Source organism: Lysobacter claricitrinus, assembly GCF_045866565.1.
GTDB classification, from domain to species: domain Bacteria; phylum Pseudomonadota; class Gammaproteobacteria; order Xanthomonadales; family Xanthomonadaceae; genus Cognatilysobacter; species Cognatilysobacter claricitrinus.
The window spans coordinates 1411917-1425021 of the sequence record NZ_BAAFZV010000002.1; the positions used below are offsets into that span (position 1 = coordinate 1411917).

11 protein-coding genes and 1 riboswitch are annotated in these 13105 nt (G+C 66.8%); of the genes, 10 read left to right on the forward strand and 1 reads right to left on the reverse strand.

Annotation, left to right across the window (positions count from 1 at the left end; genetic code table 11):
* Positions 1-46: 46 nt before the first annotated feature.
* The gene (locus ACKTTN_RS11405) at positions 47-1021 is read right to left on the reverse strand and encodes an aldo/keto reductase (protein ID WP_407909951.1); all 975 of its coding nucleotides are present in this window, start codon (positions 1019-1021) and stop codon (positions 47-49) included.
* A gap of 290 nt (positions 1022-1311) precedes the next feature.
* Between ACKTTN_RS11405 and ACKTTN_RS11410 the strand changes: the two genes are divergently transcribed.
* The 10 genes from ACKTTN_RS11410 to metF all read left to right on the forward strand — a co-directional run bounded on the left by ACKTTN_RS11410 (position 1312) and on the right by metF (position 13038).
* A complete protein-coding gene (locus ACKTTN_RS11410) occupies positions 1312-1875 on the forward strand; it encodes a TMEM165/GDT1 family protein (protein ID WP_407909952.1) in 564 nt (187 codons plus the stop codon).
* Positions 1876-1962: 87 nt separating this feature from the next.
* Positions 1963-3243: a nucleoside permease gene (locus ACKTTN_RS11415; protein WP_407909953.1), complete on the forward strand. Its 1281-nt coding sequence runs from the start codon at positions 1963-1965 to the stop codon at positions 3241-3243.
* A gap of 10 nt (positions 3244-3253) precedes the next feature.
* A complete protein-coding gene (locus ACKTTN_RS11420; protein ID WP_407909954.1) occupies positions 3254-4234 on the forward strand; it encodes a ribokinase in 981 nt (326 codons plus the stop codon).
* A 21-nt stretch (positions 4235-4255) separates the two neighbouring features.
* On the forward strand, positions 4256-5248 hold the full coding sequence (gene dusB, locus ACKTTN_RS11425; RefSeq protein WP_407909955.1) for a tRNA dihydrouridine synthase DusB: 993 nt from the start codon (positions 4256-4258) through the stop codon (positions 5246-5248).
* Between the two features lie 55 nt (positions 5249-5303).
* Positions 5304-6137, forward strand: coding sequence for a class I SAM-dependent methyltransferase (locus ACKTTN_RS11430; protein WP_407909956.1), 834 nt, complete (start codon positions 5304-5306; stop codon positions 6135-6137).
* 107 nt (positions 6138-6244) lie between these two features.
* Positions 6245-7456: a methionine adenosyltransferase gene (gene metK, locus ACKTTN_RS11435; protein WP_407909957.1), complete on the forward strand. Its 1212-nt coding sequence runs from the start codon at positions 6245-6247 to the stop codon at positions 7454-7456.
* A 224-nt stretch (positions 7457-7680) separates the two neighbouring features.
* The gene (locus ACKTTN_RS11440; protein ID WP_407909958.1) at positions 7681-9279 is read left to right on the forward strand and encodes an SDR family NAD(P)-dependent oxidoreductase; all 1599 of its coding nucleotides are present in this window, start codon (positions 7681-7683) and stop codon (positions 9277-9279) included.
* A 184-nt stretch (positions 9280-9463) separates the two neighbouring features.
* Positions 9464-9569, forward strand: a riboswitch (S-adenosyl-L-homocysteine riboswitch).
* A gap of 48 nt (positions 9570-9617) precedes the next feature.
* A complete protein-coding gene (gene ahcY, locus ACKTTN_RS11445; RefSeq protein ID WP_407909959.1) occupies positions 9618-11048 on the forward strand; it encodes an adenosylhomocysteinase in 1431 nt (476 codons plus the stop codon).
* 313 nt (positions 11049-11361) lie between these two features.
* Positions 11362-12045 carry a hypothetical protein gene (locus ACKTTN_RS11450; RefSeq protein WP_407909960.1) on the forward strand — a complete coding sequence of 228 codons (684 nt, stop codon included), beginning with the start codon at positions 11362-11364 and terminating at the stop codon, positions 12043-12045.
* 171 nt (positions 12046-12216) lie between these two features.
* The gene (metF, locus tag ACKTTN_RS11455) at positions 12217-13038 is read left to right on the forward strand and encodes a methylenetetrahydrofolate reductase [NAD(P)H] (RefSeq protein ID WP_407909961.1); all 822 of its coding nucleotides are present in this window, start codon (positions 12217-12219) and stop codon (positions 13036-13038) included.
* The last annotated feature ends 67 nt before the right edge of the window (positions 13039-13105 follow it).

The following is a 13105-nucleotide window of genomic DNA, read 5'->3' on the forward strand; positions in this document are numbered from 1 at the left end:
CGCCGCTTCCCCAATTGGCGCCGGCTTGCCCGGCGCCTCTTTTTATCTACGCAGCCGCGGCTTCGAGCTGCTGCCACTGCACTTCGTCGATCGTGTCGACGAGCTCGAGCGCCTTCAGGTTCTGCAGCAACTGTTCGACCCGGCTCGCGCCCAGGATCACGCTCGACACGTGCGGGTTGCGCAGGCACCAGGCGACCGCGAGCGTCGCCGGCGGGTGACCGATCGACGCCGCAGCCTCGGCGAACCGACGTGCACGCTCCAGGCGTCGCTGGCTCTCGTCACCGACAACAATGTGCTTGAGCCAGCCCAGTTCCTCGCGCTCCAGCCGCGCGGGTTCGTACTTCGACGCATCGGCGTACTTGCCGGTAAGCAGGCCGGACGCGAGCGGCGAAAAAGTCGTCGTGCCGAGACCGAGTTCCGCGTACAGAGGCGCGTATTCCAGTTCGACACGCTCACGATGCAGCAGGTTGTACTGCGGCTGCTCCATCACCGGCGCGTGCAGGTGGTGCGCCTTCGCGACGCCGTGCGCCTCGCGGATCAGCGTCGCCGGCCATTCGGACGTGCCCCAGTACAGCACCTTGCCCTGGCGGATCAGCGCGTCCATCGCCCACACGGTTTCCTCGACCGGCGTGTCGGGATCGGGGCGATGGCAATAGAAGAGGTCGAGTGCATCGACGCGCAGCCGCTTGAGCGCGGCATGGCAGGCGTCGTGCACGTGCTTCTTCGACAGGCCCCGCTGCGTCGGGCGCGGGTCTTCCGCCGCGCCGAAGAACACCTTGCTCGATACGCAGAAGCCGTCGCGCGGCAGGCGCAGGTCGGCGATGACGTCGCCCATCACCGCTTCGGCATTGCCGTGCGCATAGCTCTCGGCGTTGTCGAAGAAGTTGATGCCGTTGTCCCACGCGGCGGCGATGAGGTTTCGGCACTCGTTGCGCGGCACCTGGTTGCCGAAGGTGAGCCACGCGCCGAACGAGAGCGCGGAGAGCTGCAGGCCGGACGATCCGAGGCGGCGGTAGTGCATGGGCATCTCCGTGGTGGGGCGTCGAATCGTAACCGTGCACAGCGTGACGCCGGTCCGGTAATCGATTGCAGCGGCGCCGTTCAGCGCGGGCGGCGCGCGTCGCCGGTACAATGTGCGCTCCTCTCGGGGAGTAGTCCGCCGTCGCTCGACGGCCCGCGCGTCAACACACTCGGCCAGTCGGCCGTGGTGCGCGGAGGATCGCAAGGCGATCCGGGGCAAGACCGAAGGCGATGCGCGCCCAGCCGGGCCGCGCTTCGCCTTCGTGCATGCCCGGCATCGGAACCCTCGACTTGAACGCACTCCTCGTTTCGACCGGAACGGTCGCGCTCGCCGAAATCGGCGACAAGACGCAACTCCTCGCCCTGATGCTCGCCGCGCGCTATCGCAAGCCGTGGCCGATCATCGCGGGCATCGTCGTCGCCACCGTGCTGAACCACGCACTCGCGGCGGCGCTCGGCGACTGGCTGTCGTCGCTGCTCACGCCCGACGTGCTGCGCTGGATCGTCGCCGGCAGCTTCATCGCGGTCGCGCTGTGGACCCTCAAGCCCGACACGCTCGACGATGGCGACGACAAGCTGTCGAAGTACGGCGCGCTGGCCGCGACCACCATCGCCTTCTTCCTTGCCGAGATCGGCGACAAGACGCAGGTGGCGACCGTCCTGCTCGCCGCGCGCTTCCACGACTTCGTCCCCGTGGTGACGGGCACGACGCTCGGCATGCTGCTGGCCAACGTGCCGGTGGTGCTGCTCGGCAGCCGCTTCGCCGACCGCCTGCCGCTAAAGGCCGCGCGCCTGACCGCGGCGGCGGTGTTCCTGGCACTCGGCGTCTGGGCGCTGGTGCGCGGAATCGGCTAGTCAGCTTCCCGTCCGGGCGGCCGGCTTCACCACGGCCGCTTTTGCCACTACGCTGCGGCGACTTCCGCGCCGTATCCAGGACCGCCCGTGAACCTGAAGCTCCGTCTCACGCTGATGAACTTCCTCCAGTTCTTCGTCTGGGGGGCGTGGCTGCTCACGGTCGGCGCCTACTGGTTCCAGAACCGCCAGTGGTCGGGCACGAGCTTCGGCCAGATCTTTTCGACGATGGGCATCTCCGCATTGTTCATGCCGTCGCTGATGGGCATCGTCGCCGACCGCTGGATCAACGCCGAGCGTCTTTACGGCGCGCTGCACATCCTCGGTGGCGTGTTCCTTTGCATGCTGCCGCGCGCGGCCAATCCCGATCAGTTCTACGCACTGATCCTCGCGACGATGCTCTGCTACATGCCGACCATCTCGCTGGCGATCGCGGTCGCCTACAACGCGCTCAAGGGCGAAGGTCTGGACGTCGTGCGCGATTACCCGCCGATCCGGGTCTGGGGAACGGTCGGCTTCATCGCCGCAACGTGGACCACGAGCTGGCTCGGCTTCGAGTCGTCTGCGAACCAGTTCTACGTCGCTGCAGCAGGTTCGGTCCTGCTCGGCCTCTATGCCTTTACCCTCCCCGCGGCGCCGCCGCGCCTGGGTCGCGGTGATAGCCGCTCCCTCGTGGACGCGTTGGGCTTGACGTCGTTCCGCCTGTTCCGCGACCGCAACATGGCGGTGTTCTTCATCTTCGCGATGCTGCTCGGCGCGGCGTTGCAGCTGACGAACGCCTACGGCGTCACCTTCCTCAAGGACTTCGAGTCGCTGCCGCAGTTCAAGGACGCGTTCGGCGTGCGCCACGCCGCGGTGATCGTCTCGATCTCGCAGATCTCCGAAACGCTGTTCATCCTCACCATCCCGTTCTTCCTGAAGCGCTTCGGCATCAAGACGGTCATGACGATCTCGATGATCGCCTGGTTCCTGCGCTTCGGCCTGTTCGCTTACGGCGATCCGGGCCCGGGCCTGTGGATGATCGTGCTGAGCTGCGTCGTCTACGGCATGGCGTTCGACTTCTTCAACATCTCCGGCTCGCTGTTCGTCGAACAGCAGAGCGACCCGCGCATCCGCGCTTCCGCGCAGGGCCTCTTCATGCTGATGACAAACGGCGTCGGCGCGGTGCTGGGTAGCCGAATCAGCGGCTGGATGATCGACCGTTTCTTCACCGGCGCGAACGGTGCGAAGGACTGGCACGGCATCTGGACCACGTTCGCGCTGTACTCGCTCGCCATGGCCATCCTGTTCGTGCCGCTCTTCCGTCACCGCCACAATGCCGCCGCGGTCAGCGTCCCGGGTCACGGCGCGGCCGATGTCACCAATCCCTGAGCCCCGTTTGATGACGGCAACGGTCGCGGTGGTCGGCAGCTTCAACGTCGACCACGTCTGGATGCTCGACGCACTGCCCGCGCCGGGCGAGACACGTTCGTCGCGTTACATGAGCGGCCCCGGCGGCAAAGGCTTCAACCAGGCGGTAGCGTCTGCGCGCTCCGGCGTGTCGACGCATTTCATCTGTGCACTGGGTGACGATGCCGGCGGCGCGTACGCACGATCGCTCGCCGTGGCCGATGGCATCGACCTCCGCGACGCGCGCAGCGATGCACCGACCGGCTCGGCCGGCATCTTCGTCGACGCGAACGGTCGCAATTCGATCGCCGTTGCCGGCGGCGCGAACGACACGCTGACCGCTGCGCATGTGCGGGATGCGCTGGCAGGCCAAGCGCCGTCTGTCGTGCTTGTGCAACTTGAGACGCCGACGGATGCGGCGCTCGAAGCCTTCGCCATCGCGCGTTCCGCGGGCGTCATCGCGATGCTCAATCCCGCACCCGCGAACGTTCGCGTTGAAGCGCCCCTGCTGGGTGCGGCCGACATCGTGACGCCGAACGAAACCGAATTCGCCGCACTGGTGCGGATGCACCTGGGCCGCGACATCGACGCATGCACGCTGGCCGACACTGCCGATGCGAAGCTGCACGCGCTGTGTCGCGCATTGCTTCCGAACGGCACGGTCGTCGTGACGCTCGGTGCGGGTGGCGTTCTCGTCTCGCATGCAGATGCGCAGCTGCGTGGTGACAACGCCTCGCACTATCGCGTACCCGCACCGACGGTGAACGTCGTCGACACCACTGGGGCCGGCGATGCCTTCAACGGCGCGCTCGCGTCGTCGCTGGCGGCGCATCCGGCACGCTCGTTCGTCGCACATGCGCGCTACGCCGTCGCCTACGCCAGCCTGTCCGCCGAGCAGCCAGGCGCCGCGCTGTCGATGCCATCATTCGACGCCGTTCAGGCGCGTTTCCCCGACGCGACCGCCGCCGGCTGACCCGCCGCGTAGAATGGCGGCATGCGCATCGGCCCCTACGGGATCGCGCCCCGCGTGATCCTCGCGCCCATGGCGGGCGTTACCGACAAACCATTCCGGCTGCTTTGCAAGCAGCTGGGCGCCGGGCTGTGCGTGTCCGAAATGACGACGTCGGACCCGCGTTTCTGGACGACGTCGAAGTCGCGCCACCGCATGGACCACGTCGACGAGCCGGCGCCCATCAGCGTGCAGATCGCCGGCACCGTGCCCGAGGTGATGGCCGACGCCGCGCGCCACAACGTCGAGCACGGCGCGCAGATCATCGACATCAACATGGGCTGCCCGGCCAAGAAGGTCTGCAACGCGTGGGCGGGTTCGGCACTGATGCGCGACGAGGCGCTGGTCGGTCGCATTCTCGAAGCCGTGGTCAATGCAGTGGACGTGCCCGTCACGTTGAAGATCCGCACTGGCTGGGCCGCGGACGCGAAGAACGCACTGACCATCGCGCGTATCGCCGAAAGCGCGGGCATCGCCTCGCTCGCGGTCCACGGCCGCACGCGCGACCAGCAATACACGGGGTTCGCCGAGTACGACACGATCGCCGCGGTGAAGGCCGCGCTCTCGATTCCGGTGGTCGCCAACGGCGATGTCGATTCGCCGCGCAAGGCCGCCGACGTGCTCGCCTACACGGGCTGCGACGCGGTGATGGTCGGCCGCGCGGCGCAGGGCCGGCCGTGGATCTTCCGCGAGATCGCGCATTACCTCGCGACGGGCGAGGAACTCGCGCCACCGTCGCTGGAGGACGTGCGCGACGTGCTGATGGGTCACCTCGAAGCACTGCACGCGTTCTACGGCGAAGTCTCGGGCGTGCGCATCGCGCGCAAGCATCTGGGCTGGTACGCCAAGGACCGGCCCGAGAACGCCGCGTTCCGCGCGGTGGTCAACCGCGCCGAGACGGCCGAGGCACAGTTGCGCCTCACCCGCGACTACTTCGACGCGCTCATCGCCGGCGAGCCGGTGCGCGAAGCCGCCTGACCTCACGGCAGCTTTCCGCGGCGTCGCGACAATCACGCCGATACGGAGATCCGCCATGACCGACGCCGAAACCGACAACGACCACGTCTACCTGCACGGCTTCTCGCGAACGGAGCAGGCGCGCCTCATGCGCCAGGCGCGGATCGCCGAGTCGACGATCTTCAAGCACATCGACTACTCCGGCGCGCGGCGCGTGCTCGAGGTCGGCAGCGGCGTCGGCGCTCAGACCGAAATCCTGCTGCGACGGTTCCCGGATCTGCACGTCACGTGCATCGACTTCAGCGAGGCCCAACTCGCGACGGCGCGAACGCATCTCGGCGCGATGTCCTGGCTCGACGGCCGCTACGACCTCACCCAGGCCGACGCCACCGACCTGCCCTTCGAGCCGCGCAGCTTCGACGGCGCCTTCCTGTGCTGGGTGCTCGAGCACGTGCCCTCGCCCGCGCGCGTGCTCAACGAAGTGCGCCGCGTGCTGATGCCGGGCTCGCCGGTCTACATCACGGAAGTGATGAACTCTTCGTTCTTCCTCGACCCGTATTCGCCAAACGTCTGGCGCTACTGGATGGCGTTCAACGATTTCCAGCACGAGCACGGCGGCGATCCGTTCGTGGGCGCCAAGCTGGGCAACCTGCTGCTGGCCGGCGGCTATCGCGACGTCGCGACCGAGGTGAAGACGTTCTACTTCGACAACCGTGAGCCGGCGCGTCGCAAGGTCATGATCGCGTTCTGGGAGGAACTGCTGCTGTCGGCGGCCGACAACCTGCTCGAAGCGGGCGCGGTCACGCAGGACATCGTCGACGGCATGCGTCGCGAGATGCACCAGGTGCAGAACGACCCGAACGCGGTGTTCTTCTATTCGTTCCTGCAGGCGCGGGCGACCGTGTTCTGAACCGCCGTTGACCCCGTCCGCGCACGAGCCGGCGCAGAATGCGCGGGCGGCCGCGAGCCTGTATCATGCGCGGCCATCTTTCTATCCGAATACAGGGATATAAGCCGATGTCCAGCTACCTCTTCACCTCCGAATCGGTCTCGGAAGGCCATCCGGACAAGATCGCCGACCAGATCTCCGACGCCGTCCTCGACGCGATCCTCGCGCAGGACAAGCGCGCCCGCGTGGCCTGCGAGACGATGGTGAAGACCGGCGCCGCGATCGTCGCCGGCGAAGTCACGACGTCGGCTTGGGTCGACATCGAGTCGCTCGCGCGCAACGTGATCAATGCGATCGGCTACGACAACTCGAACGTCGGCTTCGACGGCCACACCTGCGCGATCATCAACATGCTCGGCAAGCAGTCGCCGGACATCGCCGCGGGCGTGGATCGCACCTCGCCTGAAGAACAGGGTGCGGGCGACCAGGGCCTGATGTTCGGCTTCGCCTGCGACGAAGCGCCGGAGTTCATGCCGGCGCCGCTGTACTACAGCCACCGCCTCGTCGAGCAGCAGGCGCGCGTTCGCAAGAACGGCACGCTGAACTGGCTGCGCCCGGACGCGAAGTCGCAGGTCACGCTGCGCTATGACGCCAACCACAAGGTGCTCGGCCTCGACGCCGTGGTGCTGTCGACGCAGCACGACCCGGACATCGCGCAGAAGGACCTCGTCGAGGCCGTCTACGAGGAAATCCTGAAGCCGGTGCTGCCGGCGGAGTGGCTCGAGAAGCTGCCCAAGCACAAGGTGCACATCAACCCGACCGGCATCTTCGTGATCGGCGGCCCGGTGGGCGACTGCGGCCTGACCGGTCGCAAGATCATCGTCGACAGCTACGGCGGCATGGCCCGCCACGGCGGCGGCGCGTTCTCGGGCAAGGATCCGTCGAAGGTGGATCGCTCGGCCGCGTATGCCGCGCGTTACGTCGCCAAGAACATCGTGGCCGCCGGCCTCGCCGAGCGCTGCGAGGTGCAGGTGTCGTACGCGATCGGCGTTGCCGAGCCGACCTCGATCTCGGTCACCACGTTCGGCACCGGCAAGATCTCGGACGACAAGATCGAGCAGCTGATCCGCGCGCACTTCGACCTGCGCCCGTACGGCATCGTCAAGATGCTCGACCTGATCCACCCGGTCTACCAGCCCACTGCCGCGTATGGCCACTTCGGCCGCGCGCCGTACGAGCTGACCTACACCGGCCAGGACGGCAAGTCGGAAACGGCGACGGCGTTCTCGTGGGAGAAGACCGATCGCGCCGACGCGCTGCGCAAGGAAGCCGGCCTCTAAGCCGCTTCGAATGCTTCACCGGACGGGCCGCGCAAGCGGCCCGTTTCGTTTGGCGGCGCAGGTTGAGCCACGGCCGCTGCGTTAACGGCGTCACGCTGCTGGGTGCGCAGATCACCTGGCCGGCCGGCTTCAGTCGCGCATTGGTGCGAAAATGCCGCCGCGCCGGCCTGCCCGGCCCTCCACGACCGTCGACTCTCGACGACTCGCTGACCTTCGGTATTCCTATGAACGCATCCCACGCCGCCGACGCCGTCGCGGTCGACCCCGCCGCGTCCGACCTCGCCGAGCGCGTGCGAGATGCGACTGCGCTGCTTGCGCGCGTCGCGGCAGATCGCACCATCCTCGATGCCATTCCGGCCGAGGATCGCGCGCAGCTGCACGCGGTGGTCGCGCAGGTCTACCACCCGGATCCGCGTGCGCGTCGCCAGCGGCTGAAGGCGCGCGAGCGAGAGCGCAATGCGGAGAACGTGCGTCGCACCGAAGCGTTGCTGGATTCGACCGGCATCCGCGAGCTGCGCCGCAAGCCGGTGTTCACCACGCCGAACTACTTCCCGCCGAGCGCGCCGGGCCAGCCCATGCTCGAGCTGCAAACGCCGCATGTGTCGACGCCGGAGCGCGAATCGCCCGAGCTGCTGCACTGCTACGTCTGCAAGCAGAAGTACACGCAGGTGCATCACTTCTACGACCAGCTGTGCCCGTCGTGCGCGGACTTCAATTACTTCAAGCGCACGGAGTTGGCCGACCTGACGGGTCGTGTTGCCTTGCTGACCGGTGGCCGCGTCAAGATCGGTTACCAGGCCGGCATGAAGCTGTTGCGCGCCGGTGCACGGCTCATCGTCACCACGCGTTTTCCGCGCGATTCGGCGATGCGCTATGCGCAGGAGCCCGACTTCGCCGAGTGGGCGCATCGCCTCGAGATCTTCGGGCTCGACCTGCGCCACACACCGAGTGTCGAGGCGTTCTGCAGCGAGCTTCTGCGCACGCACGATCGCCTCGACTTCATCATCAACAACGCCTGCCAGACGGTACGCCGTCCGCCGGAGTTCTACGCGCACATGATGGCGGGCGAGACCGCCGCGCTGCACGAAGCGCCGGAAGAGATCCGTCGACTCATCGGTCGTTACGAAGGCCTGCGCAGCTACACGATGCTGCCGGAAGGCGATGCGTCGCAGTCGCTGCTGTCCACGGATGCGAAGGCGTTGCGCGATGCGGCGGGGCTGACGCGTGCCGCCGAACTCTCGCAGGTGCCGTTGCTCGCCGAGGAACTGCTGGGACAGAAGCACCTTTTCCCGGAAGGCCAGCTCGACCAGGACCTGCAGCAGATCGACCTGCGCGGTCGCAATTCGTGGCGTTTGCTGATGCATGAAGTGCCGGCTGTCGAACTGCTGGAGACGCAGCTCGTCAACGCCATCGCACCATTCATCATCAATGCGCGCCTGAAGCCGCTGATGTTGCGCACGCCCGGCCACGACAAGCACATCGTCAACGTGTCGGCGGTCGAAGGCCAGTTCTATCGCAACTTCAAGACCACCAAGCATCCGCACACGAACATGGCGAAGGCCGCGCTCAACATGATGACGCGCACCTCCGCGGCCGATTACCAGGCCGACGGCATCCACATGAACTCGGTCGACACCGGCTGGGTGACCGACGAGGATCCGGTGGAGATCGCCGCGCGCAAGGTGGTCGAGGAACGCTTCCACCCACCGCTGGACATCCTCGATGGCGCGGCGCGCATCGTCGATCCGATCATCCACGGGCTCAACATCGGCGAGCATGTCTGGGGTCAGTTCCTGAAGGACTACAAGCCCACCGACTGGTAACGGCGGCGCTGGCGAAGCGGTGTCGTGAGAGGCGGCCTGTTCAAGGACGGCTAGCGCGCGCAGCCAGGTACCGCCGCTTGGGTCTTGGATAAGCGCCCGCGACGAGACGAGACGAAGCATGACGCTGCGGCGCGTCGGGTTGGCGCCGGGCGTGCGGTTGGCGCGGCGCGGTACAATGGCCATGCCCACCAAGGGGCGCTGCGACCGTCGCGCGGATTCCGCGCCGAGCCTTCGACGAAGGCGACGACGGCCAGGCTTGGTGGCGATCTTTCCAACGGCGCCCGTGCAGGAACCGAACGCATCGACATGCCGGTTCCCTCACGACCACGGAGCTTTCAATGAACGCGATGCCCAAGACCTTCTCGACGGAAGGCGATTACAAAGTTGCCGATATCTCGCTGGCCGACTGGGGCCGCAAGGAGATCGACATCGCCGAGCAGGAAATGCCCGGCCTGATGTCGATCCGCAAGAAGTACGCCGCCGCGCAGTCGCTGAAGGGCGTGCGCGTGACCGGCTCGCTGCACATGACCATCCAGACGGCGGTGCTGATCGAGACGCTGAAGGATCTCGGCGCCGACGTGCGCTGGGCCTCGTGCAACATCTTCTCGACGCAGGACCATGCGGCCGCCGCGATCGCCGCGTCCGGCACGCCGGTGTTCGCGTGGAAGGGCGAGTCGCTGGAGGAGTACTGGGACTGCACGCTCGACGCGCTGACCTTCCCGGGCGGCCTCGGCCCGCAGCTGGTCGTCGACGACGGCGGCGACGTCACCCTGCTCATCCACAAGGGCTACGAGCTCGAAAAGGGTTCGAAGTGGGTCGACGAGGCGGCCTCCTCGCACGAGGAGCAGGTCATCAAGAACCTGCTCAAGCGCGTCGCCACCGAGCGCCCGGGTTTCTGGCACAAGGTCGTCGCCGACTGGAAGGGCGTCTCCGAAGAGACGACCACCGGCGTGCACCGCCTGTACAAGCTGGCCGAAGCCGGTGAACTGCTGGTGCCGGCGATCAACGTCAACGACTCGGTCACCAAGTCGAAGTTCGACAACCTCTACGGCTGCCGCGAGTCGCTGGCCGACGGCCTGAAGCGCGCGATGGACGTGATGCTCGCCGGCAAGGTCGCGGTGGTCTGCGGCTACGGCGACGTCGGCAAGGGTTCGGCGCATTCGCTTCGTGCGTACGGCGCGCGCGTGGTCGTCACCGAGATCGATCCGATCAACGCCCTGCAGGCCGCGATGGAAGGCTTCGAGGTCAACACTGTCGAGTCCACGCTCGGCCGCGGCGATATCTACGTGACCACTACCGGCAACAAGGACGTGATCACGCTCGAGCACATGTCGCGCATGAAGGACCAGGCCATCGTCTGCAACATCGGCCACTTCGACAACGAGATCCAGGTCGATGCGCTGAACGAGTCGAACGCGGTGCGCCTGAACATCAAGCCGCAGGTCGACAAGTACACGTTCGCGAACGGCAACTCGATCTTCCTGCTGGCCGAAGGCCGCCTGGTGAACCTCGGCTGCGCCACCGGCCACCCGAGCTTCGTCATGTCGAACTCGTTCTCGAACCAGACGCTCGCGCAGCTGGACCTGTGGGCGAACAAGGCGACGTACGAGCCGAAGGTCTACATCCTTTCGAAGAAGCTCGACGAGGAAGTCGCGCGTCTGCACCTGGAAAAGATCGGTGTGAAGCTGACCGTGCTGACCGACGACCAGGCCGCGTACCTCGGCGTGGACAAGGACGGCCCGTACAAGCCGGACCACTACCGCTACTGATCGCTCGCGATCGGCGGTGACGGAACGGGCGCTTCGGCGCCCGTTTTGTTTTTGCGCAGAGGCGGCGGCGCACAACGGTCGCTCGCCGCGCTAGCGGTCGACTTCGCTTTCGCAGGAGCACATTCGGGCAAGCGGCAGAACAAGCGGCCGCCTAGCCACGCACGCTGTAATGACGGTGTGAATCACCTCAGTGAAACTGCGGAGGCCCGCACATTCAGTTGCCGTGTTCAAGATGATTTTGCGATGAACGGCACGGAGCCCCGTGACGATTGCGCGACGATGGGCCTCGGGGATTCCGAACCGGTGCACGTCAGTGAAGCGCTTTCTCGTCGCGGCGAATATCGCCCTTCTGCTGGTCGCAGGCGCGACGCGCGCGGCCGATGTGCCCGACGTCGACGTCGACAACGCGCACGTGGAGGCCGCTCCGGCGGATCACGCTCTGCGCATCAGTGGCGTCATCGGCACGCGCTTCGAGAGCGACGTCCGCGCCGCGCTTGATCGCAATCCGGATACGCGACGCCTCATCGTCAGTGGCCCCGGTGGCATGCGCGCGCAGGCGTTGCGCGTGGCCGAACTCGCCAATGCACGCGGGCTCGCGGTGCGCGTTTCGGGCCGGTGCGCCAGCGCGTGCGCGCTGATGTGGGCGGCGGCCAACTCGCGCGAAATGACCTTCGATTCGGGCGTCGGGTTGCACCGCAGCGCACTCGACCCCACGCTGCCCCTGCCCGACCCGTTGCGCCAGAAGATCATGGCGCGCAATGACCGCCAGACCGACGACGTGCTGCGCCACGCAGGCTTCCCCGAACGCGTGATCGCCGCGGGTGCCTCGACGCCCGCCACGTCGATGAGCTGGTTCAGCCCGTACGAGCTCAAGACCGGCGGCGTGCCGTTCGTGCTGCTCGACACCTCCGGGCATGCCGCATCGATCGACACGCGCACAGGCCGGCTGATGAGCGCGATCTCGAGCGACGCGACTCAATCGCACTCCAGGCAATAGCGGCTGGCTGTCGACCGATTCGAGCGGCGCGCGTTCGACGCCGGCCACCGCGCCATTCCCGGCTCCGCTGACGCAGAGCGCGTCGGTTCGTGACGCGCGCCACCACGCCACCTGTTTCGCTCCATCGCGATAGAGAGATAGAATGCCGCCCATCTTCTCCGTGGGCGCGCCATGGTTCCCGTCAGCTTCGAGTTCTATCCCCCGAAGACGCCCGAGCAGCACGCGCAGCTCGACAAGACCGTCGCCAAGCTCCGCACCGAAGGCCCCGAATACGTCAGCGTGACCTTCGGTGCAGGCGGCTCCACGCTCAGCCACACGCCGGAGACCATCCAGAAGCTGCGCACCGACGGCTTCGACGCCGCGCCGCACATCACCTGCATGGGCGGTTCGCGCGAGGAGATCCGGGGCCTGCTCAAGCTCTACCGCGCACTGGGCGCCAAGCGGCTGGTGGCGCTGCGCGGCGACCTGCCGTCCGGCATGGTCAGCGCCGGCGAGTTCCGCTATGCCGACGAACTGGTGGCGTTCATCCGCGAGGAAACCGGCGACCACTTCCACGTGGAAGTCGCCGCGTATCCGGAAATGCATCCGCAGGCGCGTGATTCGCAGGCCGACCTGCGCAACTTCATCGGCAAGGTGCGCGCAGGCGCGAACGGCGCGATCACGCAGTACTTCTACAACGCCGACGCGTATTTCCGTTTCGTCGACGACGTGCGTCGCGCCGGCATCGACATCCCCGTCGTGCCCGGCATCATGCCGATCTCGAACTTCAGCCAGATCCGTCGCTTCTCCGAACTGTGTGGCGCCGAGATCCCGCGCTGGATCGCACAACGCATGCTCGCGTACGCGGACGACGCCGACAGCGTGCGCGCGTTCGGGGCCGAGGTTGTCGCGCAACTTTGCCGCCGCTTGGTCGAGGGCGGCGCGCCGTCGCTGCACTTCTACACGTTGAATTTGTCGAAACCGACTCTGAACGTTTTGACGCAAATGCGCTGATTGACCGGATCAGTTCGCTAGCGGTTCAGTTCGAGGGCATCTGTCACACTTCGCGTTGACACACACG